28 protein-coding genes are annotated in these 26,257 nt (G+C 53.3%); 17 read left to right on the plus strand and 11 right to left on the minus strand.

Annotated features, from left to right (window positions below; genetic code table 11):
* Positions 1-81 precede the first annotated feature (81 nt).
* The gene (gene hcaR, locus ACKWMY_RS00970) at positions 82-963 is read right to left on the minus strand and encodes a DNA-binding transcriptional regulator HcaR (protein ID WP_199062221.1); all 882 of its coding nucleotides are present in this window, start codon (positions 961-963) and stop codon (positions 82-84) included.
* Positions 964-1,099: 136 nt separating this feature from the next.
* Between hcaR and hcaE the strand changes: the two genes are divergently transcribed.
* The 17 genes from hcaE (at position 1,100) to ACKWMY_RS01055 (ending at position 15,670) form a co-directional block, all read left to right on the plus strand.
* On the plus strand, positions 1,100-2,461 hold the full coding sequence (gene hcaE, locus ACKWMY_RS00975; protein WP_261160668.1) for a 3-phenylpropionate/cinnamic acid dioxygenase subunit alpha: 1,362 nt from the start codon (positions 1,100-1,102) through the stop codon (positions 2,459-2,461).
* Positions 2,458-2,979: a 3-phenylpropionate/cinnamic acid dioxygenase subunit beta gene (gene hcaF / locus ACKWMY_RS00980; RefSeq protein ID WP_024530776.1), complete on the plus strand. Its 522-nt coding sequence runs from the start codon at positions 2,458-2,460 to the stop codon at positions 2,977-2,979. Before hcaE ends, hcaF begins: the two co-directional genes overlap by 4 nt.
* Positions 2,979-3,296, plus strand: a complete 318-nt coding sequence (gene hcaC / locus ACKWMY_RS00985; RefSeq protein WP_024530777.1) for a 3-phenylpropionate/cinnamic acid dioxygenase ferredoxin subunit — start codon at positions 2,979-2,981, stop codon at positions 3,294-3,296. Before hcaF ends, hcaC begins: the two co-directional genes overlap by 1 nt.
* The gene (gene hcaB, locus ACKWMY_RS00990) at positions 3,296-4,108 is read left to right on the plus strand and encodes a 3-phenylpropionate-dihydrodiol/cinnamic acid-dihydrodiol dehydrogenase (protein ID WP_211134814.1); all 813 of its coding nucleotides are present in this window, start codon (positions 3,296-3,298) and stop codon (positions 4,106-4,108) included. Before hcaC ends, hcaB begins: the two co-directional genes overlap by 1 nt.
* A gap of 8 nt (positions 4,109-4,116) precedes the next feature.
* On the plus strand, positions 4,117-5,316 hold the full coding sequence (hcaD, locus tag ACKWMY_RS00995) for a 3-phenylpropionate/cinnamic acid dioxygenase ferredoxin--NAD(+) reductase subunit (RefSeq protein WP_409485769.1): 1,200 nt from the start codon (positions 4,117-4,119) through the stop codon (positions 5,314-5,316).
* 172 nt (positions 5,317-5,488) lie between these two features.
* Positions 5,489-6,433, plus strand: coding sequence for a 3-carboxyethylcatechol 2,3-dioxygenase (mhpB, locus tag ACKWMY_RS01000; RefSeq protein ID WP_024530780.1), 945 nt, complete (start codon positions 5,489-5,491; stop codon positions 6,431-6,433).
* 21 nt (positions 6,434-6,454) lie between these two features.
* Entirely contained in the window at positions 6,455-7,324 is an 870-nt protein-coding gene (locus ACKWMY_RS01005) for an alpha/beta fold hydrolase (protein WP_161712309.1), read from the plus strand.
* 14 nt (positions 7,325-7,338) lie between these two features.
* Positions 7,339-8,133: a 2-keto-4-pentenoate hydratase gene (mhpD, locus tag ACKWMY_RS01010; RefSeq protein WP_261160702.1), complete on the plus strand. Its 795-nt coding sequence runs from the start codon at positions 7,339-7,341 to the stop codon at positions 8,131-8,133.
* Positions 8,133-9,083: an acetaldehyde dehydrogenase (acetylating) gene (locus ACKWMY_RS01015; RefSeq protein WP_065686374.1), complete on the plus strand. Its 951-nt coding sequence runs from the start codon at positions 8,133-8,135 to the stop codon at positions 9,081-9,083. Before mhpD ends, ACKWMY_RS01015 begins: the two co-directional genes overlap by 1 nt.
* Positions 9,080-10,090 carry a 4-hydroxy-2-oxovalerate aldolase gene (gene mhpE / locus ACKWMY_RS01020; protein ID WP_024530784.1) on the plus strand — a complete coding sequence of 337 codons (1,011 nt, stop codon included), beginning with the start codon at positions 9,080-9,082 and terminating at the stop codon, positions 10,088-10,090. Before ACKWMY_RS01015 ends, mhpE begins: the two co-directional genes overlap by 4 nt.
* A 234-nt stretch (positions 10,091-10,324) precedes the next feature.
* Positions 10,325-11,296 carry a phosphotriesterase gene (locus ACKWMY_RS01025; RefSeq protein ID WP_409485770.1) on the plus strand — a complete coding sequence of 324 codons (972 nt, stop codon included), beginning with the start codon at positions 10,325-10,327 and terminating at the stop codon, positions 11,294-11,296.
* Between the two features lie 9 nt (positions 11,297-11,305).
* The gene (locus ACKWMY_RS01030) at positions 11,306-12,067 is read left to right on the plus strand and encodes a creatininase family protein (protein WP_074027902.1); all 762 of its coding nucleotides are present in this window, start codon (positions 11,306-11,308) and stop codon (positions 12,065-12,067) included.
* Positions 12,039-12,473, plus strand: a complete 435-nt coding sequence (locus ACKWMY_RS01035; RefSeq protein WP_074027903.1) for a PTS sugar transporter subunit IIA — start codon at positions 12,039-12,041, stop codon at positions 12,471-12,473. The genes ACKWMY_RS01030 and ACKWMY_RS01035 overlap by 29 nt, the downstream gene beginning before the upstream one ends.
* Before the next feature lie 75 nt (positions 12,474-12,548).
* Entirely contained in the window at positions 12,549-12,830 is a 282-nt protein-coding gene (locus ACKWMY_RS01040) for a PTS sugar transporter subunit IIB (protein WP_409485771.1), read from the plus strand.
* A gap of 2 nt (positions 12,831-12,832) precedes the next feature.
* Entirely contained in the window at positions 12,833-14,143 is a 1,311-nt protein-coding gene (locus ACKWMY_RS01045) for a PTS ascorbate transporter subunit IIC (RefSeq protein ID WP_024530789.1), read from the plus strand.
* Between the two features lie 17 nt (positions 14,144-14,160).
* Positions 14,161-14,901 carry a sugar isomerase domain-containing protein gene (locus tag ACKWMY_RS01050; protein ID WP_211134810.1) on the plus strand — a complete coding sequence of 247 codons (741 nt, stop codon included), beginning with the start codon at positions 14,161-14,163 and terminating at the stop codon, positions 14,899-14,901.
* A gap of 13 nt (positions 14,902-14,914) precedes the next feature.
* Positions 14,915-15,670: a GntR family transcriptional regulator gene (locus tag ACKWMY_RS01055; protein WP_308870685.1), complete on the plus strand. Its 756-nt coding sequence runs from the start codon at positions 14,915-14,917 to the stop codon at positions 15,668-15,670.
* Positions 15,671-16,008: 338 nt separating this feature from the next.
* Here the strand turns inward: ACKWMY_RS01055 and dcuC are convergent, their stop codons facing one another.
* The 10 genes from dcuC to ACKWMY_RS01105 all read right to left on the minus strand — a co-directional run bounded on the left by dcuC (position 16,009) and on the right by ACKWMY_RS01105 (position 25,203).
* Positions 16,009-17,379, minus strand: coding sequence for a C4-dicarboxylate transporter DcuC (dcuC, locus tag ACKWMY_RS01060; protein ID WP_024530792.1), 1,371 nt, complete (start codon positions 17,377-17,379; stop codon positions 16,009-16,011).
* 9 nt (positions 17,380-17,388) lie between these two features.
* Positions 17,389-18,216: an alpha/beta fold hydrolase gene (locus ACKWMY_RS01065; protein ID WP_261160674.1), complete on the minus strand. Its 828-nt coding sequence runs from the start codon at positions 18,214-18,216 to the stop codon at positions 17,389-17,391.
* A 133-nt stretch (positions 18,217-18,349) separates the two neighbouring features.
* Positions 18,350-19,207 (minus strand): MurR/RpiR family transcriptional regulator, encoded by an 858-nt coding sequence (locus ACKWMY_RS01070; protein ID WP_024530794.1) that lies wholly within the window; start codon positions 19,205-19,207, stop codon positions 18,350-18,352.
* 160 nt (positions 19,208-19,367) lie between these two features.
* Complete coding sequence (locus ACKWMY_RS01075) at positions 19,368-20,273, minus strand: hypothetical protein (RefSeq protein ID WP_409485772.1); 906 nt, start codon at positions 20,271-20,273, stop codon at positions 19,368-19,370.
* A gap of 22 nt (positions 20,274-20,295) precedes the next feature.
* Positions 20,296-21,342, minus strand: a complete 1,047-nt coding sequence (locus ACKWMY_RS01080) for a porin (protein ID WP_024530796.1) — start codon at positions 21,340-21,342, stop codon at positions 20,296-20,298.
* A 452-nt stretch (positions 21,343-21,794) separates the two neighbouring features.
* Positions 21,795-22,001, minus strand: a complete 207-nt coding sequence (locus ACKWMY_RS01085) for a hypothetical protein (RefSeq protein ID WP_021180021.1) — start codon at positions 21,999-22,001, stop codon at positions 21,795-21,797.
* A gap of 72 nt (positions 22,002-22,073) precedes the next feature.
* On the minus strand, positions 22,074-22,817 hold the full coding sequence (pnuC, locus tag ACKWMY_RS01090; protein WP_024530797.1) for a nicotinamide riboside transporter PnuC: 744 nt from the start codon (positions 22,815-22,817) through the stop codon (positions 22,074-22,076).
* Entirely contained in the window at positions 22,817-23,569 is a 753-nt protein-coding gene (locus ACKWMY_RS01095; RefSeq protein WP_199062198.1) for a nucleoside phosphorylase, read from the minus strand. The genes pnuC and ACKWMY_RS01095 overlap by 1 nt, the downstream gene beginning before the upstream one ends.
* Before the next feature lie 32 nt (positions 23,570-23,601).
* Positions 23,602-24,303 (minus strand): Crp/Fnr family transcriptional regulator, encoded by a 702-nt coding sequence (locus tag ACKWMY_RS01100; protein ID WP_024530799.1) that lies wholly within the window; start codon positions 24,301-24,303, stop codon positions 23,602-23,604.
* Between the two features lie 231 nt (positions 24,304-24,534).
* Positions 24,535-25,203, minus strand: coding sequence for a DUF3313 domain-containing protein (locus ACKWMY_RS01105; protein WP_409485773.1), 669 nt, complete (start codon positions 25,201-25,203; stop codon positions 24,535-24,537).
* Between the last annotated feature and the right edge of the window lie 1,054 nt (positions 25,204-26,257).

Consider the following 26,257-nt stretch of genomic DNA (forward strand, 5'->3'; position numbering starts at 1 on the left):
CACTATGTGACCTTGTGGAGGGGGGGGCAAAAATCACTAAAACCGAGGTGGCCACTTGAAGGAGAAGCAGGCTCGATACAGCTAAACCTCAGGTTGCTCTTCCACCAGGTCAATCATTTGTGCCAGCGCCGGGCTGCTGTTCTCTCTGTGCCATGCCATCAATAATTCAATCTGTGGTGCACTGGCCGGTAGCGGGCGGAAGACCACGTTCGATGACTGAAAATGGCTGACATAGCGCGGCACAATAGACAGGCCCAGCCCCATTCCTACCAGATTCATGGTGACCAGAATGTTGGTTGCTGCCTGCACGATCTTGGGCTTGCTGTGGGATTCGGCGAGGTAGGCAGTCACCATCTGGTGTAACGCGCCGGAGTGGGCCGGATCGGTGCTGATAAAATTCTCGCCATCAAGGTGTTGCGGCTCTAGCTGCGATTCTTTACTCAGTGGATGATCAATGGGCATCACCACCACCAAGGGCTCACGATAAACCACCCGGTAGTTCAGTTGATTACTGATAATCGGGCGGCGCATAAAACCAACGTCAATCTCTCCTTTCAATAACTTATCTTCTTGCTGAGTGGTAATGATACTCACCAGTTCGATACTGGACGCCGGTAGCCGCAGGCGTAACTGGGGCAGAACGTCAGGCAGGATGTTCACTTCCGCACAGGGCACAAAGCCAATGATCAGCCGAACCTGTTGTTCCATGGCCTTGCGCGCCAACTGTTTTGCCTGCTCTGACAATTCAAGAATATTGATCGCCTGATGTAAAAATACTTCTCCGGCGCGGGTTAGCGAAACCTGGCGATTATTTCTGATTAATAATGGCGCGCCCACACAACCCTCAAGATCTTTTATCTGGCTGCTCAATGAAGGCTGCGACGTATGTAGCCTCTCGGCGGCCCGGGTGAAATTGAGTTCTTCGGCTACCGCGACAAAATAACGTAAGTGTCTTAGCTCCATGCCTTTTTCTCCCATCATAGAAAAAATGTCTGGTACGGTCGTTTTTTACTATTTCACAAAATAGTAACTGGAAAGCAACATCCTTTGCGTAACCCCTACGAAGGTCAATACATCTCTTGGATGAGGATCAAATAATATGACCACCAACGCAAAATTAGATGTTTATAGCCTGATCGACACCCGGAATGGGCAAGTTCTGCCACGGATCTATACCGATCCGGACATTTATCAATTAGAGCTGGAGCGTATATTTGGCCGCTGCTGGCTGTTTCTGGCCCATGAAAGTCAGATCCCCAAACCCGGCGATTTCTTTAACACCTACATGGGGGAAGACGCGGTAGTCGTTATCCGTCAGAAAGATGGCTCCATCAAGGCGTTTCTCAACCAGTGCCGCCACCGTGCAATGCGTGTCAGCTACGCGGACAGCGGCAATACCCGCGCTTTTACCTGTCCTTACCACGGCTGGTCTTATGGCATCGATGGCGAATTGGTCGAGGTGCCGTTAGAGCCACGTGCCTACCCGCAAGGACTGTGCAAATCGCATTGGGGGCTGAAGGAAGTGCCCGGTGTCGAAAGCTATAAAGGCCTGATATTTGGCAACTGGGATACCAGTGCTCCGCCACTCAAAGAATATCTGGGGGATATGGCCTGGTATCTGGATGGTTTGCTGGATCGGCGGGAAGGTGGCACCGAAATTGTCGGTGGTGTGCAGAAGTGGGTCATTAACTGCAACTGGAAGTTCCCGGCCGAGCAGTTCGCCAGCGATCAGTATCATGCCCTGTTCAGCCATGTCTCGGCGGTACAGGTCTTGGGCGGCATGCAGGACGGCAGCGATAAAAAACTGGGTAATGACCAAACCCCGCGCCCGGTATGGGAAACCGCCAAAGACGCGGTGCAATTCGGCCAGGACGGCCACGGCTGTGGCTTCTTCTTTACCGAAAAACCGGACGCCAACGTGTGGGTTGATGGCGAAGTCTCGCGCTACTACCGGGAAAGTTACCCCGAAGCCGAGCAGCGTTTGGGCAAAATCCGTGCCCTGCGTCTGGCTGGGCATAACAATATTTTCCCCACCCTCTCCTGGCTCAATGGCACCGCCACCCTGCGCGTCTGGCATCCACGCGGGCCGGACCAGGTAGAAGTCTGGGCATTCTGTATTGCCGACAAGGCCGCCTCGCCGGAAACCAAAGCGGCGTTTGAAAACAGCGCTACCCGAGCCTTTGGCCCTGCCGGTTTCCTTGAGCAGGATGATTCGGAAAACTGGGCTGAGATCCAGAAACTGCTCAAAGGCCACCAGGCCCGCAACAATCCATTGTGCCTGGAGATGGGGCTGAAGCAGGAAAAACGCCGTGAAGACGGTATTCCCGGCATTACCAACTACATCTTTTCCGAAACCGCCGCGCGCGGCATGTACCAACGTTGGGCGGATTTGCTGAGCAGCGAAACCTGGCAGGAAGTCCAAGAGAAAACCGCAGCCTACCAGCAGGAGGTGATGAAATGAGCCATCCGATCTCTATGGAACTCCAGCATCAGATTACCCAGTTTCTCTACCACGAAGCCGCCCTGTTGGATGACTGGGCGTTCCGCGCCTGGTTGGAACTGCTTGACGACGATTTGAGCTACACCATGCGCACTATGGTTAATGCGCAGACCCGCGATCGACGTAAAGGGGTGCAACCGCCGACCACCTGGATTTTCAACGACACCAAATCACAGCTGGAACGCCGGATCGCTCGCCTGGAAACCGGAATGGCCTGGGCTGAAGAGCCTCCGTCCCGTACTCGCCATATGGTCAGCAACTGCATTATCAGCGAAACGGCGCAGGCCGATGTGTTCTCCGTAAGGGTTAACTACCTGCTTTACCGGTCGCAAAAAGAGCGCGACGAAACCTTCTACGTTGGCACCCGCACCGACCTGCTGCGCCGCCGTTCAACCGAAGAGGGCTGGGGGCTGTGCGGGCGTGAAATTATTCTCGACCAGGTGGTTATTACCTCCCACAACATGAGCATCCTGTTCTGATGAAACGAATCCATGCTTGTTCTGTTGGGGCGTTGCCGGAGGGGGAAGCTCTCCGGCTCGATACTGAGCCGACGATCGCGCTGTTTCATGTAGGCGGTGAATATTACGCGATCAACGATCGTTGCAGCCATGGCAATGCCTCGATGTCCGAGGGTTATATCGACGATGACGCGACCGTGGAATGCCCACTGCATTCGGCCAGCTTTTGCCTGAAAACCGGTAAAGCGCTATGCATGCCCGCCACGGAGCCGCTGCAAACCTATCTGGTCACCGTGTCAGAGGGGGCCGTGTTCATCGATTTACCGGAGGAAGCCTGATGTCCGATCTCAAAGATGATGTAGTGCTGATAACCGGTGGCGGCTCAGGGTTAGGGCTGGCTCTGGTGGCGCGCTTTATTGAGGAAGGTGCCAGGGTGGCGACCCTGGAACGTTCAGCGGAAAAGGTCAGCCGGTTACAGCAGCAGTTTGGCGAGCAGGTTGTGGCCGTGCAGGGGGACGTGACTTGCTTTGCCGATAATCAGCGTGCGGTAGCAATGGCGCTGTCCCGCTTTGGGCGTCTGGACTGTTTTATCGGCAATGCCGGTATCTGGGATCATAATGCCTCGTTGCTGGCGACACCGGCGGAGCAGTTAGAGTCCGGCTTTAACGAGCTGTTTGCCGTTAACGTCAAGGGCTATCTGTTGGGTGCCAAAGCCAGCGCTCCGGCATTGATCCACTCTTGCGGCAGTATGATCTTCACGCTTTCCAATGCGGCCTGGTATCCCGGTGGTGGTGGCCCGCTGTATACCGCCAGCAAGCATGCTGACGTAGGGTTGATCCGTCAGTTGGCTTATGAACTGGCCCCCAAGGTGCGGGTCAATGGCGTTGGGCCTTGTGGCATGGCCAGTGACTTGCGTGGTCCACAGGCGCTTGGGCAGCAGGACACCTCGATTATGCAATCGCTGACGCCGGAAAAGATTGCCGCCATTCTGCCGTTGCAATTCTCCCCTGTGCCGGAAGATTTTACCGGCCCTTACGTGATGCTGGCCTCGCGCCGTAACAACCGGACGCTGAGCGGCGTGATGATCAATGCCGATGCGGGCCTGGCCATTCGGGGTATTCGCCACGTGGCGGGCGGATTGCAGTTATAGGAGCCAACATGAAACAGATAGTGATTATCGGCGGCGGTCAGGCCGGGGCAATGGCGGCCGCAGCCCTACGTGCACAGCGGTTTACCGGTGGCATTACCTTAATCGGCGAAGAGCCGGAAATGCCGTACGAACGTCCCCCTTTGTCGAAAGCTATGTTGTTGTCGCCCACTGCGCAGTTGCAAGACATTTTGCCTGCTTCTTTCTATGAGGAGAATGCCATTGTCCTGCGCCGCAATACGCGGGTTGTCGGGATCGATACCTTACAACACACGGTGCTGTTGGCTGATGGTGAAGAATTGGAGTGGGACCGGTTGCTGTTGGCGACCGGGGCCAAGGCACGACGGCTTACATCTCTGGATGCGTTAGGCGATAAATCGCATACCTTGCGCACAGCGGCAGATGCCAGGCGGCTACGTGGTGTACTGACTGCCAACCAACGGATCCTGATTGTCGGTGCTGGCACCATTGGCCTCGAGCTGGCAGCCAGTGCGAAGCAGAGTGGCTGTGAGGTGACGGTGATTGAGCAGGCCGCGATGGTGATGGGGCGAAATGCTCCACCGCCGGTGCGGGATTATCTGACGGGCCTGCATCAACAACATCAGGTGCGTCTTTGCCTTAATGCCCAGATTGAGCACGCCGCCCTGGAACAGGAAAACGTGGTGCTGACGTTGCAGGACGGCGAACGGCTGATGGGTGACGCGGTGATTTATGGCATTGGCATTGAAGCCAACGATCGCCTGGCTACCCAGGCCGGATTAGCCACCGCCAACGGCATTATTGTCGACGACCATTGCTGTACTTCGGTTGCCAATATTTATGCGGCTGGAGATGTCACCTTACGCCGTCAAGGGGATCAATTTGTCCGCCTGGAAACCTGGGATAACGCCAACCAGCAGGCACTGGTGGCGGCCTGTTCCATGTTGGATCAGCCGTTACCGGCCACGGTGCCGGTGTGGTTCTGGACCGATCAGTTCGACAGCAATATTCAGTTTATCGGGGCCATGCAGAGTGAACATTGGTTAGTGCGCGGCAGCGTTGAGGCGCACAACGCCATCTGGTTTGCGTTGCAAGAGGGTCGGCTGGTGGGGGCCATCACGCTGAACCAAGGCCGGGAAATGCGCCATCTGCGCAGGTTGATCCAGCAAGGGACCCCGGTTGATGAAACGCTGTTGACCGACCCACTTGTGGCACTAAAGAGCTTGATGTAGCCCCGCGAAGGCTAACCGGTTTCCCCTCCTCACCCCACTCTCTTACGCAGGAGAGGGAGTTGATCTGGTGTCGCGAGCAGGTGAGGGGGGGCTTTTACGCCCGGAACCTGGACCGTCTGGAATAGCCGTTCCGCGCTAAACACGCTAATGACTAAAAACAAGGTGGCTTGATATGAACGCTTATCTCCATTGTCTCTCTCATTCCCCGCTGGTGGGTTACGTTGATCCGGCCCCAGCGGTGCTGGCCGAAGTGGAAAAAACCATTGCCGATGCACGGCAGCGGATCCAGGCATTTGATCCTGAACTGGTGATCCTGTTCGCGCCAGATCATTACAACGGTTTTTTCTACGACATCATGCCGCCGTTCTGCATTGGTATGGCCGCTACGGCGATTGGAGACTTCAGCAGTGCCGCTGGCGAACTGCCGGTGCCTGCGGAACTGGCCGAAGCCTGCGCTCAATCTGTGTTGGATGCAGGGGTTGATGTTGCGGTTTCCTATTGCATGCAGGTGGATCATGGTTTTGCCCAGCCGCTGGAGTATTTGCTCGGTGGCCTGTCAAACTGCCCGGTGCTGCCGGTATTTATCAATGGGGTCGCGCCACCCTTGCCTGGCTTCAAGCGTACGCGCCTGCTGGGGGAAGCTATCGGACGTTTTGCCCGTGGCCTCGATAAACGGGTGTTGATCCTGGGCTCCGGTGGGCTTTCGCACCAGCCACCGGTACCTCAGTTGGCCGGGGCCGACGCTCATATGCGTGACCGTCTGTTGGGCAGTGGCCGCCAATTACCGGCAGACGAGCGCCAATTACGCCAGCACCGCGTTATCACTGCCGCCCGTGCTTTTGTGCGGGATCAGAGCACCTTACATCCTCTCAACCCGGTCTGGGACAACCAGTTTATGGACGTTCTTTCCGGTGGGCAGTTGGCGGAACTGGACGGGCTGGGCAATGACGAACTGTCGGCGATCGCTGGCCGTTCGACCCATGAGGTTAAAGCCTGGATGGCCGCCTTTGCTGCGCTATCGGCATTTGGTCCTTATCAGACCGAGGGGCGCTATTACCGCGAGCTTCCTGAGTGGATCACCGGATTCGGCTCAATCAGCGCCGCACCGCGGAAATAATAACGATAAAGGAACAACATCATGACATCGCAATCTTTTGACCTTACTGAAGAAAATACCAGCCGCTTCGTGCAGATCCAAGAGGGTGAAGCCAGCCTGCGTATCCATTACAACGACTGTGGCAACGGTGCGCAAACCGTGGTTATGCTGCACGGTTCCGGCCCCGGAGCCAGCGGTTGGGCGAACTTCAGCCGTAATATTGAACCGCTGGTAGCAGCGGGTTATCGCGTGATCCTGTTGGATTTCCCAGGCTGGAGCAAGAGCGATTCAATCGTCAGTAACGGTTCCCGTTCGGACCTCAATGCGCGCATTTTGAAAGGGCTGGTGGATGCGCTGGATCTGCAGCAGGTACATCTGCTGGGGAACTCGATGGGCGGCCACAGCGCCGTGGCGTTTACCCTGACCTGGCCTGAGCGCGTTGGCAAACTGGTGTTGATGGGGGGCGGTACAGGTGGTGCTAGCCCCTTTGTGCCGATGCCAACGGAAGGGATCAAGCTGTTGCAGGGGCTTTATCGCGAGCCAAACATCGAGAACTTGCGCAAAATGATGAACATTTTTGTTTACGACCCCAGCGATCTGACCGAAGCGCTGTTCAAAACCCGCCTCGATAATATTCTGGCGCACCGTGACCACCTGGAAAACTTCGTCAAGAGCCTGTCCGTTAATCCGAAGCAGTTCCCGGATTTCAGCCCGCGCCTGGGCGAAATCAAAGCCCAAACGCTGATCGTCTGGGGGCGCAACGATCGCTTTGTGCCGATGGATACCGGGCTGCGTCTGCTCGCAGGCATTGCCGGGTCACAGCTGCATGTGTTCAGCAACTGTGGGCATTGGGCGCAATGGGAACATGCCGACACCTTTAACCGCATGGTTGTGGATTTCCTCAAGCATTAATCAGGGAGCGAATGATGAGTGATTACAATCTGGAGCAATTGGCCGAGGCGTTACGGCAGTCCGAGGCTAGCGGCAAGGTGATTGGGCCCTTGCGCGAACGTCTCGGCCTCGACAACGGCGAGGCGGCCTACGCCATCCAGCAATTGAACGTGCAGCATTGGCAGGCTGCGGGCCGCCGAGTGGTAGGGCGCAAAGTAGGACTTACCCATCCCAAGGTTCAGCAACAGCTGGGAGTTGACCAGCCGGACTTCGGCACCCTGTTTGCCGACATGTGCTACGGCACCAACCAGGGCATTCCATTTTCGCGGGTGATGCAGCCGCGTATCGAAGCGGAGATTGCGTTGGTGCTGGATCGTGATTTACCGCATGCCGATACCACGTTCGATGAGTTATGTAGCGCAGTGGAGTGGGTATTGCCAGCGCTTGAAGTGGTGGGCAGCCGTATCAAAGACTGGTCGATCGCGTTTGTCGATACCGTGGCGGATAACGCTTCCTGTGGTGTGTATGTGCTGGGTGGCCCGGTGCGTCGGATCGATGAGGTGGATCTGCAACATTGCGGTATGAGCATGACGCGCAATAACGAGGTGGTGTCTAGCGGGCGTGGCAGTGAATGTCTTGGGCATCCGATCAATGCTGCCGTCTGGTTGGCACGCAAAATGGCCAGCCTCGGCACGCCGTTACGAGCTGGTGATGTAGTGCTGACCGGAGCTCTGGGCCCGATGGTGCCGGTACAAGCAGGTGACAGTTTTATGGCAACAATTGAAGGCGTCGGCACGGTTTCGGCCCACTTCTATGAGGATAGCCAATGATGAGCAAGAGAAAAGTGGCGATCGTCGGTTCCGGCAATATCGGTACCGATTTGATGATTAAAATCCTGCGTAACGCCAAGCATCTGGAGATGGGGGTGATGGTGGGTATCGATCCTGAATCGGACGGGTTGGCTCGTGCTCGCCGGATGGGGGTTGCAACCTGTCATACCGGTGTTAACGGACTGATCCAGATGCCGGAATTCGCCGACATTGATTTTGTCTTTGATGCCACCAGTGCGAGCGCACACGTTAAAAATGATGCCATCCTGCGGGCGGCCAAACCGGGGATCCGGCTAATCGATCTGACACCTGCGGCGATTGGCCCTTATTGCGTGCCGGTAGTGAACCTGGAGGAAAACCTCAGCCAGGTCAACGTCAATATGGTGACCTGCGGCGGCCAGGCGACCATCCCGATGGTGGCAGCGGTAGCACGGGTGGCCAGAGTTCATTACGCCGAAATTATCGCCTCCATTGCCAGTAAGTCTGCCGGGCCGGGAACTCGCGCTAATATCGATGAGTTTACCGAAACAACCAGCAAGGCGATCGAGGTGGTCGGCGGGGCTGAGAGGGGCAAAGCGATTATCGTTTTGAACCCGGCGGAACCGTCCTTAATGATGCGTGATACCGTCTATGTGCTGAGTGAATCAGTCGATCAAGCCAAGGTTGAGGCTTCAATCAACGAAATGGCGGCGGCCGTGCAGGCCTACGTGCCAGGCTATCGCCTGAAGCAGAAAGTGCAGTTTGATGTTATTCCTGCCGATGCACCGCTTAATTTACCGGGAATTGGTCGTTTTTCTGGCCTGAAAACCTCGGTGTTTCTGGAAGTTGAAGGCGCGGCACACTACCTACCTGCCTATGCAGGCAACCTTGATATCATGACTTCCGCTGCGCTGGCGACCGCCGAGCGTATGGCTCAGGCCATGGCGTATGTTGCTGGAGAACGGCTATGAGCGACAAAAAAATCTCTATCTCGGATGTCACCCTGCGCGACGGGATGCACGCTATTCGTCACCAATATACGCTGCAAAATGTGCAGGACATTGCCAGGGCGCTGGATGCGGCGAAGGTAGATTCGATAGAAGTGGCACATGGTGATGGTCTACAGGGCTCCAGCTTCAACTACGGCTTTGGCGCACATACCGATCTGGAATGGATTGAGGCGGCGGCGGATGTGACCACCCACGCTAAAATCGCCACCTTACTGCTGCCGGGTATTGGCACTATTCACGATCTGAAGGATGCCTATAACGCTGGGGCACGGGTGGTGCGAGTCGCCACTCACTGTACCGAAGCCGATGTCTCCAAACAGCATATCGCCTATGCCCGTGAGCTGGGTATGGATACCGTGGGTTTCCTGATGATGAGCCATATGACGACGCCGGAAAATCTGGCCAGCCAGGCCAAGCTGATGGAAAGTTACGGGGCAACCTGCATCTACGTGGTGGATTCTGGCGGCGCGATGAATATGAACGATATCCGAGCCCGTTTCCGAGCCTTGAAAGCGGTGTTGAAACCAGAAACGCAAACCGGTATGCATGCGCACCATAACCTCAGTCTTGGGGTTGCCAACTCGATGGTGGCGGTAGAAGAAGGGTGCGATCGTGTGGATGCCAGCTTGGCAGGGATGGGGGCAGGAGCCGGTAACGCGCCGCTTGAGGTGTTTATTGCGGCGGCGGATAAGCTTGGCTGGAACCATGGCACGGATCTGTATGCCTTGATGGATGCGGCTGACGATCTGGTGCGCCCGTTGCAGGATCGGCCCGTTCGCGTCGATCGTGAAACGTTGGCGCTGGGCTATGCCGGGGTTTACTCCAGTTTCCTGCGCCACTGTGAAGTGGCCGCGGCGAAATACGGTATCAACGCAGTAGATATTCTGGTTGAGCTGGGTAAGCGCCGTATGGTGGGCGGCCAGGAAGATATGATCGTCGACGTGGCGCTGGATCTGCGTTCTCGTTAATCCTCTGCAGGCCAGTCAGGCTGGCCTGCAGTTCTTGTTAAGCCGTGGTGAAATTGACAGATAGGTCAGACACCACTCTCCCCATCAATGGCTGCGCTTTGGCGTGGCCATTGTCATTTATCAGCGACGAGTGCAAAACAGATTGGTCAATTTGCGAACTTGATCACTTGACTGGTCAACTAATCTTAACCTATGTTGAAGCTACCTTCTTTTCCGTTCCAGGGAGCCGTTCTCATGGGATCCATCCGCACGTTAAATGATGACATTGCCGCCAACCAGCTCGGCGTCACTTACAGCCACGATCATATTTACTGTATTCCTCCCTATTGGGCAGAGCGTGGGGATGACGATCTGTTACTGGATGATCCACAGGCTTCAGAACGCGAACTGGCGGATTTCCGCCAAGCTGGAGGCAATGCAATTTATGACGCCACGGCTCCCGATTATGGCCGCCAGGTGGTTGCCGTAGCCGAGATGGCCAAGCGGCAGCGATTGCATATCATTGCCACCGCCGGGTTTAACAAAGGGTTTCTGTGGAGCAGCAAGCGGCCTGGATTGGGGCAAAGCTTTGCTGAGTGGGTCGAAGGGGCTTCGATTGATGAATTGGTAGAACACGTCAGCCGTGAAGTCACTGAAGGTATCGAAGGCAGCGATTATCGCGCTGGCGTGGTGAAATGCGGCACCGGCTATAACACCATCTCCCCGCTGGAACGGAAAACCATGGAAGTTATCGTAAGGGCACAGCAACGTACTGGCGCCCCGATGCATAGCCACACGGAAATGGGCACCATGGGGTTGGAACAGGCACAGATATTTAAAGCGTTGGGGCTGGATTTGTCCCGCCTGTGTTTTGCTCATATGGATCGTAACCCCGATCCGTGGCTCCACCGTCAGATTGCCAACACCGGGGCATTTCTCTCTTTTGACGGTATGAGCCGGATAAAATATTACCCAGAACATATCCGTACCCAGGCCATTTTGGCGCTGTGCCAACGTGGCTATCAGAAACAAATTCTCATCGGCGGTGATTTCGCCCGTAAATCCATGAGTGCCCATTACGGTAAAGGCGGCTTGGGGTTGAAGTTTATTCTGGCCGACTGGCGGCCAAGATTTATCGAAGAGGCCCAAGAGGCAGGGTTTGATGGCGAAGCCCTGCTGCACGATTTCTTTGTGGAAAACCCAGCACGCTACTTTGCTTTTGGCTAAGGAGGCTTCATGAAACTGCATGAGTTGAATGAGCAACAGGCCAGGCAGGCTTTGGCGAAAGCGCAGATTGCCTTGCTGCCGCTGGGCGCGGTGGAGCCTCATGGCGACCACCTGCCGTTGGATACCGATAATTTATTGGCCGAGCGATTTTGCGCCTTGCTGGATGAACAATTGGGGGAGGCAGCGCTAAGCCTGCCTGTGGTGTCCTACAGCCAGGTATGGTCACTGCGTGGGCACGCAGGAGCGATCGATATTGGTAACGATCTGCTGACGCAATTGTTGCTCTCGCTGGCACGCAATATGGCCGGTTACGCGATTACCACCACTGCGGTAATCAATGCACACTACGGCAATTTTGATGCCATCAAAGCCGCCGCCAGGCAGTTGAAGGAGGAGGGCATCACGTTGCTAAGCTATAGCTGGGCTGGGATGGACAGCTGCGCCCAGCGGTTAAGAACCTCTGCCATTGCCTATCCCGGCTATATGCATGCGGACGAGATTGAAACCTCACTGATGCTGGCATTGGCCCCCGAACACGTCGAAATGACGCTGGCACGTTCGCATTACCCAGAATTCCCAGAGAATTTCCGCTATCAGCCGGTGCACTGGACGGAGTTTTCCGACTATGCGGTACTCGGCGATCCTGGCTGCGCCAGTGAGGAGAAAGGGCAGGCACTGGTGCAGCACTCCTTGCAGACAACTCTGGCTTCCATTCGTCAACTTTTAGCTGCAGGAGGCACTGATGATCGTTCGCCAGGCAATACTCATTGATAACCCGGCCAGTACTGCCGCAGATGCCATTCAGGCGGCGGGTCAGGCACTTTGCCTGTCTGGTGCTTGCAGCCAGGAATATGTTGAGGCGATGGTGGCCAGCTACCGGGAGTTTGGCCCCTACTTTGTGATTGCCCCTGGATTGGCCATGCCACATGCCCGCCCAGAGCAAGGGGCGATTAAGGCGCAGTTGAGTTTGGTACGGCTGCGTGAGCCGGTAGCGTTTGGCCACACAGAAAACGATCCGGTACAGGTTTTACTGGGGCTATCAGCGACCAGCAGCGAGCGGCATATTCAGCTAATCCAGCATATTGTCACTCTGCTGTCAGACGAAAATAACCTGCATACCCTAATGAATTCCCGTGACCCTGAGCAGCTTTATCAACTGATAGCCGGCGCGGGGTAACTTTGCTCGCGGTTTGGTTGTCATTTGAAATTCCCAGGGTAGCGATTTTGAAGGTTCAACTCGGAGCGAATACTAATGAAAATTCTGACGGTATGCGGTTTAGGCATGGGATCGAGCCTGATATTAAAAATGAACGTGGAAGCCGTGCTAAAACAGCATGGGATCCAGGCTTCGGTGGAACATATGGATGTCTCTTCGGCGGCTTCGGCCAGTGCCGATCTGGTGATCACCAATGCCGAGCTGGTGGATAACCTGCAACATCTCTCTTGCCCGGTAGCGGTCGTCAATAACTATATCGACAGCAAAGAGATTGCCCTGGCGCTGGAACAGGCCGGCATTATTAAGCAGGGGAAATAGCCATGAGCGAATTTCTGGGGGTGTTGCGCTGGATCACGGTCAATATTTTTGGGGAAGCGTCCATTTTAATCGGCCTGATTGTGTTGCTGGGCCTGGTGCTACAAGGCAAGCCGCTGGCGGATATTGTCTCTGGCACCTTGAAAGGCATTTTAGGATTTCTGATTATCGGGGCAGGGGCGGGGATTATCGTCTCGGCCCTGTTGATTTTCCAGCCTATCTGGACGGAAGTGTTTGGCCTGAGCTCGATGAATCTGACGAACATTATCGGCCAGGTACATTTCTCCGAACGCTATGGTAGCAGCGTGACTATCGCCATCGCTGGTGGGTTTGCGCTTAACCTGCTGCTGGCTCGGCTGACTCGCTTTAAATATATCTATCTGACTGGCCACATGATGTTCTGGACCACGATGATTTTTGCCGGGGTGATGGTCAACAGCAATCCTGCCATTTCCGGCCTGCAACTGACGTTAATGCTGACGGTGATCATGGGGCTTTACTGGACGTTGCAACCCGCTCTGGTGCAACCCTGGGTGCGCAAGATCACCGGCAATGACAACGTGGCATTGGGGCACACCTCCGCCTCCGTCGCTTTGCTGGGGGCGTTGTTTGGTCAGATTTTCGCGGCTAATAAAATCAGCTCTGAAGATATCAAAGTACCGAAAAAACTCGGCTTTTTGCGGGATTCTAACGTGGTGACCGCATTGACCATGTCGCTGCTGTTCTTTATCGGGACCTTTATTCTGCAAATCAAAGGCACGCCGAAAGCGGCTGAAATCCTGGCGCAGTCTGGCGACCTGAGTTTCTACATCTATGCGCTGAAACAGTCACTGATGTTTACCGGTGGCATTGCAGTGGTGTTGCTCGGCGTGCGGATGTTCATTGGTGAAATGGTGCCAGCGTTTAACGGCATCGGTTCACGCCTGGTGCCCGGAGCCAAACCTGCGCTTGATTGCCCCATTCTGTTCAACTTTGCCCCCAATGCGGTGGTGTTAGGCTTCGTCGGGGCCTTTATTGGCTCGTTGTTGTGGCTCACCCTGATCGGCCGCTATACCGGTTACGTGTTTATCCCCAGCATGATCGTGATTTTCTTCCATGCGGGTACGGCAGGAGTGTTTGGCAATATCACCGGCGGCTATAAAGGGGCGCTGTTGGCCGGATTTATTACCTCGACCGTCGTGGCCTGGGGACAATATTTCTGTGTCAGTTATTTCATCAGCGGCACCATTCCCGACACCGCTCTGTGGGCCGGCGACAGCGATATGTTTGTGCTGGCACCGCTGATCGCGGCATTGACCAGGCTGCTAACATTCTGATGTTGAGAGGGAAGGCTATGAGCAAAGCGTTGACCCAATATTATGAACAAATCCGGCAGAAGTTGGCCCAGTTGGAATCGCAACCCGACACGATCAACCGTGCGGCGCAGATGATGGCAGACACGGTGCTGGCCGAGAGGGACCTGTTCGTTTTCGGCGCCAGCCATGCGGGTATCCTGGCTGAGGAGATGAGCTACCGGGCCGGTGGCTTGGCTATCGTTAATCCTCTATTTACCCCTGCACTGATGCTCAATGTTCGGCCATTAACTCTGACCAGCGCGGTGGAAAACGTTGAGGGCCTGGGGCGGGTGTTGATCGAGCAATCGCCGCTGCAAGCGGGGGATACGTTGCTGATCCACTCGGTTTCTGGCCGCAATGCCATAACCATCGATGTCGCGCTGGCCGCTCGGGCGGCTGGCGCTAAGGTGATCGCCATCACCAGTCTGGCCACCGCTGCTCGGGTGATATCCCGGCACTCCAGCGGCAAGCTGTTGGTGGATATCGCTGATATCACCATTGATAACCAATGCGAGTATGGCGATGCCGCCGTCAGCCTGCCGGGATTGGCCCAGAAAGCAGCACCGCTCTCGACCATTATGGGGGCGACTATTGCTAACAGTCTGGTACTGCGGATCTGTGAACTGATGCAGCAGAAACAGCGCACGCCGCCGATCCTGGCAAGCGCAAACATAGACGGCAATCAGCAGATAAATCAGGATATACTTGACGCTTACAGGAGCCAAATACACTACCTCTGAGCGGAGCATCAGTATGTTTGAGTCGGATGGACTGCCACTGTATCTCAGGATAAAAGGCATTATCCTGCAACGGATCATCACTTTTACCTATGACGATAAACTCCCCGGCGAATTACTGCTTGCCGATGAGTTTAAGGTCGCTCGCGGTACCATCAAGCAAGCGATCGATTCGCTGGCCAGTATTGGCATGGTGCATCGGGAGCAGGGCAAAGGGACCTTCATCAATCGTGATGCGTTGCATAAACACTACACCGATCTTCCAGATGTCCTGCTGAGCTTTAATTCGGCTATACCGGTGGAAGTCGAGATCCTTTCCCTGTTATCAACCATGGCCGATCAAGAAGTGGCTGAGCGGATGCATCTGGATTTAGGCCACCAACTGATGCGTCTTGAGCGGTTGTTCATGCAGGGGAAGAAAGTGGTGGGCCATTCGATCACCCACTTGAATGGCCGGGTGTATAACGATCTGAGCCATGTAGACGGAGGCAGCCCGCTGTATGAACAGCTACGGGAAACGTTCGGTTATTCTCCAACCAAGGCAACGGAACGTTATTTACCGGTGATCTGCGATGCCAAACTGGCCAGCTTGCTGAACATCGAGCAAGGCTCGGCTTTGTTCAAGGTTGAGCGGACCGCCAGTAATCTGGACGATGTGGTACTTGAATACAGCATCACTCATACTCAGGATGCTGCACTGTCGTTACAGATTGTCGCTAATCAGAGCGTGGTGAACCAGCAATGGAACTGCACCATCGATAAAGCCCAGTGAATTGCCCGCTCGTTTTCGCTAGGAGCGGGGTTATGTTACATCACACCATTGGACGAATGAATTCCCAGAGCCGTCCCCAGTTAATGATCACTAGGATGACGGCGGCGGCAAACAGAATAAACATGATCTTTGAGAACATGATATCAACACTCCTTGTTAATAAAACGGCATCCCTACCCGGATTAAGGGCGATTTTCAGGCAGTGTACAGTGGGATTACCAGGCGATATAGAGGCGGTAGCACATTTCAGAAAAGAACGGGGGTTTGGTTAAATCATGGACTATTGGCGTGGGTCTGATGATAGGGCAGAGATTTCCTGCCCGAGTTTTAACAGGGCGTTAATTCAAGATCCCGTTTAGCACCAGCATGGTGACCATCCCACCCGCAGCAGGGATCAGCGTTCGGCGGACAATCATAAATGGTGAGCATTCACCGGCCTTGCTGACGGCAATGATCACCCCGGCCACCGGGGAAATCGATCTTCCCATCCCGGCCATCAGTTGCATTGGCAGGATCATGCTGACGGCGCTTTCGCCAAACTTGGCGGCAATACCAGGAGCCAGCCCGGAGAAGGAGAAGAACGCAGCCACGCCGGAGCCGGTCAGCGCCGCGGTCACGCAGACCAGCAGGGCCATCACTATCGTCATATTGCCAAAGCCAAAGCCCGCGGCCTGGACGGTGTGGATAATGAAGTCAACGGCCCCGATGATCTGCAAGCCCTGGGCGAAAACGTCGGCACACACTAACAGGGAAACGATGCTGGTAAACATGGTGCCCATGCCTTTGAAGAACACTTGGATGCCCTTGCAGGCGGTTTTGAAATCCCTCCGTACCAGCAACTCGCAGAAAAATGCCAACAGGGTGCCGATAATCATCGCTGTCACCACGTCAATCTTGATGCTGCTAATCACCAGCGGGCTGAAGACGATGACCAGTATCACCGGGAACACCGGCAGAAAAGCGTAGAATGCCGGTACCTTGACTGTATCTTCGCTGGTTGGCTGTTCCACCTGTTGTTGGGTGACGATATGCCCGTCTTTGGCGTCAAAGTAGCGTGCGGTGAAGAAGATCAGTACCGCGACCGCCAGCATCACGCCGGTGGCGACCGGCAGTTGGTAGTGGGCAAAGTAGACTGCGGTTTCCATACCGGCATGTTTGGCTGCCAGGTTGGCGGTGCCCACCGCCGGGCCGAGATCCATAAATGCCGACATGCCAATCATCGAGGCGGCGGCGGCTTTACTGACTCCAAGCCGTACCAACACCGGGAAGAAGGTGACCAAAAGCAGCATCGCCAGACCGGCCGCGCTGGAAATCGCCACGTGCAGCAACTGGGATAATACGTAGCCGATAGCCAGGATCAGGTAAGGAGCCTTGATCATCTGCAAGGGTTTGATGCACAGATTCACCATCGAGTTCGACGCTTTGATGTGATCCATATAATCGGCAAAACCGCCCGCCGCCATAATGATCAAACCGATGCCCGCTACCTGGGTGGTCAAAGACTCTTTCACGAAGGCGAAAATATCCCCGCCAACCCAGCCGATGGATTTGGCCTTGCCATACAATATCGATTGATCGGGAAAGAACACCGCCGTGATCAGCAGCAGGCTCAGCCCCGCCAGCAGTAACACGGTTTGCGGCTGGTAGTTTTTGATAATAAACCAGGCCGCCAATACGGTAACGATCATCCCGATGATAAATCCAGTCATCATGTCCCCTTATGAGTGTTTGGCAAAAAACTCATGCAATAGCGTGTTGTAATAATCCGGAGCCTGGAAATAAGGCGCATGGCCCATCCCGGGCATCTCGATATGTTGGGTGTAAGGCACCAGCGCCAGCAGATCGGCTTTCAGTTGCGGTTGCACTACCGTGTCTTTTTCACCGGTAAGGATTAGCGTTGGCATCTTGAGCTGGGGCAGTAGCGGGCGGTTGTCGGCCAGCTGCAACATGCGAGTCGCACGCCTCAGGCCTTCCAGGTTGGTGCCTGCCGCAATTTCTGCCGCATAGTCCAGCACCGCAGCGGGCACATCTGGGAACGGCAGTAGATCACGTGCGCGGTTTTTGCCGTAGGCTTCGCGGCCAATTTCGGCGAGCTCTTTCAGCCGCTTTTCCAGCTTTTCCGAGCTTGGGGCCGACTCTGGCGCGCCATAGCCGGGATGGGTGCAGGACAACACCAGATTTTTTACCCGCTCTGGGTAGCGGGCGGCGTAGCGGCTGGCAACGGTGCCGCCCATTGAATGCCCGACGAGGGAGACTTTCTCTGCCCCGCAGTGTTGCACCCACTCATGCAGCATCAGCACAAAAGCGTCGATCTCGGCCGGAACCAGCGCGGAGTCGGCATAACCCGGTGCATCCCAGGCCATGACGCGGTAGTGGGGAGAAAAGGCGGCAAACTGGAATGGCCAGGCTTTTGAGCTGCCCAGAATACCGTGTAAAAAGATCAGGGTTTCGCCCTCACCGCCGGTGCGGAAAGATAAATTCCCCTGTGAGGTACGTAGAATTTGCTGCTCAGGGCAAACAGGGATTGCGCTGTTTTCACTGCTCATGATAAAGCCTCTTTTCATTAAATAAACGCCAGAGATGGATTGCTACATGGCATTCTGGTAAGTCAATGCTTAGCCCTAAAGAAACAGGGCTATAAAGATGGTTGATGTATATTCATGCTGCCTGGTGTTGGTGTTATTTATTGAAAACGTTAAATGCCTCGAATAACGACTCCATGACGTTGAAGTTCTCGTTTAATTCGTTGCTTTTCACTTCGCCCATATAATTAACCAGCGCCTCGATTAATACGAAGCCAGCGCTGCGGCTGCTGAACAGCCCGCTATGCTGGCTCTCCATCAGCAACATCGCCGTGGCGAAGTGGCTGAACGGATTGACGGCATTATCGGTGATGACGATGGTATCGCCACGATGTTGATAAAACCATTTTATCAACCTTGTCGTTACGCTGGAAAAACGATAATAAGAAATCGCCAATAGCACATCGCCTTTTCTTGAGTCGATTAACTTATGCGGTAAATTGGCAATATTGGCATCCAGCAGCACAATGTCTTTTTTGATATAGCGGCCAAGCAGGTAAAAATACTCGGCTAAGGCATGTGCCGTTGCGCTGCCAATCACATACAGCCTTTTTTCCGGATCGCAAATCAGCGCGATGGTTTTCTCCAAATGCTGGCGATTGATGTTTTTCAACGTATTGCTGATATTATCGGTGATCTCACCGCAGTGTTTTTCAATGAATTCGATGCCGTTTTTTCTGTTTTTGCTGTTGTCGAAACGTTCTATGGGGGAGATGTTTCTGCGCTGCTCAGGCTCGATGGTGGACTCTTTGAAATCACGAAAACCGGTGAAGCCGAGCTTCATCATAAATCGGCCCAAGGTTGACTTGGCGATGTTGATCTCATGGCAAACATCAATCACTTTGCTGTAGGGGATGGACTCAAAGTGTTTGTCAAAATAGTCGATGATACGCCGATCCGTTTCGGTCAGATTATCAATGCCAGCAATACGTTGAGTGAATTCCGCTCTGTTCATGTCAGTTTTCCCCTCTACGCCATTTCTTCCTTCATTAATAACAAAACCCAAGGGAGAAAAAAGGGGAATCAAAAATTCCCTTGTCAGAAGTGTGTGTCATCTCTCATTCCCTTCTGACCCGCGCTACCGCTTGCTTTGGCAGTAGCGCGTTCTCCTCAAGTTACGGTTGTACCTTGAACTCGCCATGCTGTTCAAACCAGGCAAATTGCTCTGCGCCATAGGCAGACATCTTCGAGCCGCTATGCCCTACGTCGGGTAAGGTCGTAAAGCGCCAGTTGAAGTCTACCTTGTAGCGTTTGGCTTTCTGCTGTGCCGTCAGGAAATAGCTTTGTGCACGGCTTAACCGGCTATCCCCCTGTGCCATGGCTTCATAAGAGCGGCGCAGCAAAGGGTGATATGGATCGTTATCTTTTTCACCGACGGTGATCAGCACGGGTTTGGCAAAGTAGTCGGCCAGCTGTTTTTGCGTCACTTTCACCGGCGCATTGTCCAGGCCATAGGGCCAGGGGTTTTCCACATCTGGCATGGTCCACCATCCAGCTGCCGCACAAATGGCGGCTTTGACATTGGCCTCAGGGACAAAGGTCAGCATCCGGTGAACAAACTGGCAGCCAGCACTGTTACCAAATAAATAATAGTCTTGTTGTTTGGTGATCCCCTGTTTTTGCATATCGGCAAACAGATCGTCAATGACCGTGAAAGCCCACTCCCCTTTAGGGTTCACCTGGTGGGTTTTGGCATTCTCGATATTCCCCAGGTTATAGCCGTCGTTACCGGGATAATCGGCTTCGGAGAACAGCGGAGCGATGACGATAAGTTTGTTTTTCTTGGCATTTTCTACCCATGAGTCGCGGTACTCATCGGCGTTACGATTCAGCCCGGTCAGGACAAACACCACAGGAGTGTTGGCATTAGCACCGGGCGGCTGGTAGCTGAAGACTTCCATCTTCTTGCCGGTTTGTGGCACGGTGAAATCGAAACTACCGCTCTCTTTTGGCAGCGCGGCTGCGTGGCTTACGCCGGCGCTCAACGCTAACACGGCGAATAAACTGAGAAGATTGTTCATGTTTTCCATCCTTGCGCAGTGATTAAAATTCGTAACGTAACCCTAGTACCCACAGGTTTTCTGCCGAATCGTAGCTTTGCCGATCGTCGTAAATGTAGGTGGCAGAAAGATGTACATCTTTTTTCAGGCGATATTCCAGTTCAGAGATCCACTGTTTGCGGTGGGCGTAATCATTTTCAGACTCGATCAACTGCGAGTAGCCGCCACGTAGCGCGACTTTGCTGGTAAACCAGTATTCGGCCAGCGAGTCGAAGGCATCATAATCTTTGTCTGGCTTGCCGGTTTGCTCGTAGGTTTGTCGGCCAACGTTGATACCAAGATAAGCCTTGTCGTAGCTGAGTCGTATGCCAATCCCTTTTTGGGTGTAATCGGTGTAGTTGCCGCTTAGGCTGGTATTTTTGGGGTCTTTGGTCATTTTCTGCCAGGCAATCACCGGTTTGATTTTTAGTGGCGTACCCATCACCGGGAATTCAAAAGCGTAGCCGAGGCTGGCCATATACCCATCGTCAACGGTGCTGTCGCTTGCACCGTTACCCATCACGTAGGCGGTGCGAACGTCCAGTCCACCATACGTATATTCATATTGTAATGTGCCGTCCTGACGGTTCCATTGATAGGAGGAGTCGATACGCGAGCCGACCCAGTTGGAGTAAACGTTAGCCGTGTAGTTCATGTAACGATCGGTAATGCCCATCCACTGATACATCGGGTTGCGCGTACGCCCAACCATCAATTTCCCCAGATCCCTACCGTCAATCCCGATATAGCCATAACGAATATCCCAGTTATCTTCGGCGACCTTGGTATCGTTCTTCTGAGTGTTAACTTGCCATTCCAACTTGCCAAACAGGCCGAATTGCTCATCGAGCTTTTGCTTGGCTTCAAAGCCAAGACGGCCGGTCAGATTGGTGGCATTGGTATGTTCATCTGTCCATTCATTGCCGGTTTGTGCCTCGATACGACCATAAATATCGAGTTGTGTTCCTTTACTGTTATAGACCGTCACCGCCTCGACGGCGCTGGTGGCTAGCAGGGCAGGAAGGAGTAATGCCAGAGGTATTGTTTTCATTATTATGATCCTGTGTAAGGTAAGTCATTTTTTAATTTTTATAAATAAGAGGCGAACTAAAGCGACTCACTTAAAAACATAATGAGTTGAGCTGGATGCATTAATCTCTCTAACGATTTGTGCTTGAAGTAATAAATTTAATTTATTTAATAATAAACAGAAAATAGCGTGCCAATGAGCAACCTACGCCGCACATGATTTAATGCTGGTAAGCAAATCCAAGTTTTATTTTTTTAGTTATCGCCCTCTTGGTGATTGATTTTCACACTATAGGAAGAGGGGATGTGTTGTGAATGGGAATCAAAAATTCCCTGGTTAAATATGTGAGTGCTGGCACAAATATAAATTACGGATAAAGACAGTGAGGGGAGATAAGCCGTTTTTTTGAGGAGAGCAGCCAATAAAAACCCCCGCACAACGTGGATTGCGCAGGGGTTGGCAAGGCAAGGACGTTACTTTTTCTCTACGGCTGCCTGAATGGCATCTGCCAGAGAGCTGACGTGTTTTTCTGCCGTTTTCAGCTGGTATTCGACACCGTTGCCGTCGTTGGTGTCAGACAGCGTTGCCTTCAACAGTTCCAGTGCTGCCTGCACCGCCAGTAATCTGCGTTTTTGCTCTTCAGTTGGAGCGATCCCAGAGCCAAAATAATTCTCTAACATATTCATTTCCTTTCGCTAGACCTACCGAAATGGCAGACAACACAGGTTACATGGGGGGGATACCCGCCATTTTCAAGGCATTGCCTTGAGTGCTGTCTCTTGTTCCAACGGTTTTGAGCCATTTTGGCGCGCACTGTTGATCCAGGCGAACGACCCCATCAGCGCAATCACCGTCAGTAAAATATACTCCAACGACATGGCATAAACCCCCTGGATGGCGTAAATCACTACGCTGATCACGTCAATCAGTACCCACAGCAGCCAGTTCTCGACGTATTTGCGCGTCATCAGCACCATGGCGGCGATCGACAGTACCAGCATGGTGGAATCCCACAGTGGGAAGGCGTCTGGCTGCAGTTCTGGCATTACCACGGAAAGCCCCATTCCCTGCATAATGCCGATGGCAACGCGCGTCAGTACGGCGAAAACCGGATCGATAAACAGCGACATCAGGCCGATGGCTACTACGCAAACCACCAGCAGCGTGAGGGCCTTTTGCCGTGGCAACCAGCGAATTTTCAGTGCGGCTTCATTATTTTCGTTCTGACGGCTCCAGGCATACCAGCCGTACAGGTTGGCGACGAAGAAAAATACCTGTAACAGCAGGCTGGCGTACAGTTGGATCTGGAAGAAGATAGCGGCAAACAGCGTGACGTTAATCAAACCAAACAGGTAGTTGATAATCTTCTCTTTGCTGGCAAACCAGATACACAGCAGGCCAAACACCGTACCTATGGCTTCGATCCATGACAGCGCATAGCCACCTTCACCCAGGGGAATATTGACCATGACGTTATTGATGCTGAAAAAATCCATTATTGCGTCCTCTCAAGATGATCCTGATACAGCGTTTCGAGCGCGAGCACGATTTCGCGTTCCTCGCCACGTTGGCAGGAATGCTCCTGCTGTTGATAGTCGTTGATGCTCTGTTCCAGGCAGCCCAGGTGTTCCACCACCACGTTCAAAATAGAGGCAATGCGCATATTACGCAGTGCGCCAACGACCATCAGCGGGGCGGTTTCCATATCGGCGGCGAGAATACCTTTGGCCGACCAAAAATCGGTGATCTCCTGTTCGCGGTCGGTGTAGAAACTGTCATGGCTACGCACATAGCCACAGTGCGTTCTGTAGCCCAGCTTTTGTGCCTGCTGGCGTAGCAGATAAACCAGGCCGCAGTCGGCACTGGCCGGGTAGGCAGCGGGAATATAGGCGTTGCCGGTGCCTTCATCGCGCACTGCAGCACTGGCGATCACCAGATCTCCCAGCTTCATTGCGGTTTGCATCGCACCACAGCTGCCAATGCGCACCAGGCAGTCTACACCGATCTGATGTAGCTCTTCGGCAGCTATAGCGGTAGAGGGCCCCCCCATGCCGGTGGATATCACCAGCACTTCCATACCACGAAACCAACCGCGCAGCGCCCGGTATTCGCGATTTTGGCCAAAATCCTCCACCTGATCCAGAAAGCGAGCAACGTGTTCGACGCGTTGCGGATCGCCCGGTAACAGCGCGTAATGGGCGTGTGTCATCTGCCGGCTAAGCCGGATGTGCGGTTGTAGTTGAGTCATAGGGCTATCCTGGTTGGCGCTGCGGCCAAAAATTAAAACCCGGCCTGCTGGTGTAACCGGACTGGGTCGATCACCGCAATCCGTTCACCGTTGACCGTAATAATTTGCTGCTCGCGCAGTTCAAACAGGATGCGGTTAATACTGCGTGGGGCCACGGCAAACTGTTCGCTGAGCTGTTGTTTATTAATGGTAATTTCTCCTTCATTTTGGGCTCCCTGGTGTTGGTAGCTTTGCCACAGCGCATGACAGACGCGCTGGTGCAATGAATAGAGACTGTCTTCACCCGCCTTTTTCGATAGCTGATAGTACTGGCTGCTGAACGACTGAATTATTTTCTGGTTGAAGTAATTGTCGACCGTCAGCCAGTGGCAAAAATCGGTGCGTGAAAGCGTTAGCAATGTAACTTCACTGGTTGCTTCTACCGAGCAGATATACGGCCGTTGCTCAAAAATCTCGAGCTCACCCAGCATATCTCCGGCATGATAACGTGCCTGTAAATATTTACGCCCATCGTCGGCATGAATAAATACGTCCACATTCCCCTGCGCTATCAGATGAAATTCATGACAAATTTCATGCTGTTGACATATCAGCGTGCCGGGCCTGACTTGCTGCAACTGCCAGCGGCGTAAAATAGCCAACGGGCAATATTTCAGCAGATCGTAAAGTATGGCATCACCGGTAACCAACTCGACAACGCTCAACCATTCACTGTTTTTTTTGTCGTTCTGCATAGCGTTAACTATAAAGTTCCTCGGCAGGTAAGGACAGGACGCCGGTCCGACGGCAACCTCAAAAAGGGGGTAAAACTGGAAGCTGGCTCTGATATTAGAATATTGGTCGGGACATTTGTCCCAGCTTGTTTATCGGCAGGGTGGTGATGTGATGGTACTCACATATTAAACGGAGAAATTGGGGGAGGGTAAAGATGGGGAAAACCATTTCCCCATCTTTTGCTGCACAACTTATTGTTTCGGGAAGTTCACAACATCCGTCACCATATCATCGATGGCTTTCTTCACGTCGGCCAAGGTGATTGGGGCATTCTGATTGCTGACCGTTTTACCCAAGCCTTTACGGACTACGGCCAATACCGTTTTACCGGTATCTTGATCGATCAGCTTGATTTCCATGAATAACGCGGTGTCTTGCGTTCTGTGCCCGCTGGCAGCCATGGTGGTGGCGATGACGGCGGCAACAGGAACAACTTCATAGAATTGCACTCCTTCGTTTTCAGCGGTTACCGCAGTAATGGCGACTTTAGCGACCAGTACGCGTGAGCCCGATGGGTTAGGCAACAGGGTTGTACGCTGTGCAACGGCATTTCTTAGTGAGGTGCTGGCGTACTCTCTGATCTGATCCAGCGTTTGCTGGCTTACACGCGCATTCGGTTTGGCCTGTGGATAGAACACTAACGGTGCAATATAGATGCCACGATAGTTTGACTCTTTAAAGCCTGGGGCGATCCAGCGCAAAACCTGATGCCCACTGGCGCTTTCAGTTTTCTGCAGTTTGCTATAGTCCTGCAGGAACCCGGAATACTGCGTAGCCTCTGCGACCTTAGAGGAACATCCCGCTAACAACATACCCGCAGCCAATACGGCCGCAGCAACGCCAAAACGATTTTTTTTCATATACTTCTCATCATGAAGTAGGGTTGGTTTGTGCTTAAAAAATATAGCACTAACCTGCAAGATAAGACATGAGATAGCTCTTGCAGAAAAATGGTGTTGTTACAAATTGGTTTTTATTACGACAGGAATCGCTCATTAATAAACCTTGGCACTATGGCGCGGTGAAGGGATTTGTAGTACAACGCCAGCAATCCACTAGGCAAGCGGCTAACGGCAACTACACACGCCACAAAAATACCTGTTGCCATTGGTTACAAATAATGTCCTGACAGAGGGAAAATCGCAGGTTTGTCAGTGGCTTCTATCAGGCGTTACATCTGGCACATCATCCTTACCCAGGCATGACATTTCTATACACTCGCGCTGGTAATGTTATTCCAGCCCGATGATGTTGTGTTAGTCCTGTAGTGTATTACCATCCCTTTGATTTTATCCCGCCTTGTGCGGGATTTTTTTTGCGCGTCGGTCGCGTTCAATGCGTTAGCCCGTCTGGCAGCGGTTAGACCCCGTGGCGACTTGACGGTTAAAGAGGGGGGGGGAAGATTGGTGTGATCCACTTTTTCTGCACAATTGAGGGGTATGATAGGCCGGTTATTAGCCCGCTTGGGTTAACACTGCATTTCGTCACGTTATGCCCGGTTCCTAGCCGGGCTTTTTTACACCTAAGATTTGCTTAAGGTTGCTTTACCATCACGACCCACGCTGGCCTGTGGGCCCGCGCTGTCACTGTCAATTTAGTTGTCGACCTCCAACCAACCCGCAGCTCTTTACAGGCTTTTTTCATTGCGCTTCTGCTAGCGTTGCAGGAAAATAACCCGTAAGTAAGAAGAGTCTTAATTTAATACCCTTATAATTTCTCATAGTTTGTTATTTCGGTAGCATTAACAATTTAGACTAAGCTGTTAACAACTACTTTCGTTAAAGGGATGAGTCTGGCGAACAGGGTTTTAAATTTTCAGCGGCGAATTAAGCTAATAAGACAAGATAAGGTTTTTGATTGATTTAATTGACCATTTTAATGGGCGTTGTGGTTCGTTGTAACTTTTTTTGGGGA

Origin of the sequence: Serratia sp. J2 (assembly GCF_046269175.1) — a bacterium.
Classification (GTDB): domain Bacteria; phylum Pseudomonadota; class Gammaproteobacteria; order Enterobacterales; family Enterobacteriaceae; genus Chania; species Chania fonticola_C.

What these genes read in the sequence shown, in the direction of transcription:
- ACKWMY_RS01055 (WP_308870685.1), top strand. Translation starts at nt 14,915, where the DNA reads ATGTTTGAGTCGGATGGACTGCCACTGTATCTCAGGATAAAAGGCATT.
- pnuC (WP_024530797.1), bottom strand. Translation starts at nt 22,817, where the DNA reads ATGGATTTTTTCAGCATCAATAACGTCATGGTCAATATTCCCCTGGGT.
- ACKWMY_RS01080 (WP_024530796.1), bottom strand. Translation starts at nt 21,342, where the DNA reads ATGAAAACAATACCTCTGGCATTACTCCTTCCTGCCCTGCTAGCCACC.
- ACKWMY_RS01085 (WP_021180021.1), bottom strand. Translation starts at nt 22,001, where the DNA reads ATGTTAGAGAATTATTTTGGCTCTGGGATCGCTCCAACTGAAGAGCAA.
- ACKWMY_RS01050 (WP_211134810.1), top strand. Translation starts at nt 14,161, where the DNA reads ATGAGCAAAGCGTTGACCCAATATTATGAACAAATCCGGCAGAAGTTG.
- ACKWMY_RS01100 (WP_024530799.1), bottom strand. Translation starts at nt 24,303, where the DNA reads ATGCAGAACGACAAAAAAAACAGTGAATGGTTGAGCGTTGTCGAGTTG.
- mhpD (WP_261160702.1), top strand. Translation starts at nt 7,339, where the DNA reads ATGAGTGATTACAATCTGGAGCAATTGGCCGAGGCGTTACGGCAGTCC.
- ACKWMY_RS01045 (WP_024530789.1), top strand. Translation starts at nt 12,833, where the DNA reads ATGAGCGAATTTCTGGGGGTGTTGCGCTGGATCACGGTCAATATTTTT.
- ACKWMY_RS01070 (WP_024530794.1), bottom strand. Translation starts at nt 19,207, where the DNA reads ATGAACAGAGCGGAATTCACTCAACGTATTGCTGGCATTGATAATCTG.
- ACKWMY_RS01025 (WP_409485770.1), top strand. Translation starts at nt 10,325, where the DNA reads ATGGGATCCATCCGCACGTTAAATGATGACATTGCCGCCAACCAGCTC.
- ACKWMY_RS01040 (WP_409485771.1), top strand. Translation starts at nt 12,549, where the DNA reads ATGAAAATTCTGACGGTATGCGGTTTAGGCATGGGATCGAGCCTGATA.
- hcaC (WP_024530777.1), top strand. Translation starts at nt 2,979, where the DNA reads ATGAAACGAATCCATGCTTGTTCTGTTGGGGCGTTGCCGGAGGGGGAA.
- hcaD (WP_409485769.1), top strand. Translation starts at nt 4,117, where the DNA reads ATGAAACAGATAGTGATTATCGGCGGCGGTCAGGCCGGGGCAATGGCG.
- ACKWMY_RS01075 (WP_409485772.1), bottom strand. Translation starts at nt 20,273, where the DNA reads ATGAACAATCTTCTCAGTTTATTCGCCGTGTTAGCGTTGAGCGCCGGC.
- ACKWMY_RS01005 (WP_161712309.1), top strand. Translation starts at nt 6,455, where the DNA reads ATGACATCGCAATCTTTTGACCTTACTGAAGAAAATACCAGCCGCTTC.
- ACKWMY_RS01035 (WP_074027903.1), top strand. Translation starts at nt 12,039, where the DNA reads ATGATCGTTCGCCAGGCAATACTCATTGATAACCCGGCCAGTACTGCC.
- ACKWMY_RS01030 (WP_074027902.1), top strand. Translation starts at nt 11,306, where the DNA reads ATGAAACTGCATGAGTTGAATGAGCAACAGGCCAGGCAGGCTTTGGCG.
- mhpE (WP_024530784.1), top strand. Translation starts at nt 9,080, where the DNA reads ATGAGCGACAAAAAAATCTCTATCTCGGATGTCACCCTGCGCGACGGG.
- hcaB (WP_211134814.1), top strand. Translation starts at nt 3,296, where the DNA reads ATGTCCGATCTCAAAGATGATGTAGTGCTGATAACCGGTGGCGGCTCA.
- hcaF (WP_024530776.1), top strand. Translation starts at nt 2,458, where the DNA reads ATGAGCCATCCGATCTCTATGGAACTCCAGCATCAGATTACCCAGTTT.
- ACKWMY_RS01015 (WP_065686374.1), top strand. Translation starts at nt 8,133, where the DNA reads ATGAGCAAGAGAAAAGTGGCGATCGTCGGTTCCGGCAATATCGGTACC.
- mhpB (WP_024530780.1), top strand. Translation starts at nt 5,489, where the DNA reads ATGAACGCTTATCTCCATTGTCTCTCTCATTCCCCGCTGGTGGGTTAC.
- ACKWMY_RS01095 (WP_199062198.1), bottom strand. Translation starts at nt 23,569, where the DNA reads ATGACTCAACTACAACCGCACATCCGGCTTAGCCGGCAGATGACACAC.
- dcuC (WP_024530792.1), bottom strand. Translation starts at nt 17,379, where the DNA reads ATGACTGGATTTATCATCGGGATGATCGTTACCGTATTGGCGGCCTGG.
- hcaR (WP_199062221.1), bottom strand. Translation starts at nt 963, where the DNA reads ATGGAGCTAAGACACTTACGTTATTTTGTCGCGGTAGCCGAAGAACTC.
- ACKWMY_RS01065 (WP_261160674.1), bottom strand. Translation starts at nt 18,216, where the DNA reads ATGAGCAGTGAAAACAGCGCAATCCCTGTTTGCCCTGAGCAGCAAATT.
- hcaE (WP_261160668.1), top strand. Translation starts at nt 1,100, where the DNA reads ATGACCACCAACGCAAAATTAGATGTTTATAGCCTGATCGACACCCGG.
- ACKWMY_RS01105 (WP_409485773.1), bottom strand. Translation starts at nt 25,203, where the DNA reads ATGAAAAAAAATCGTTTTGGCGTTGCTGCGGCCGTATTGGCTGCGGGT.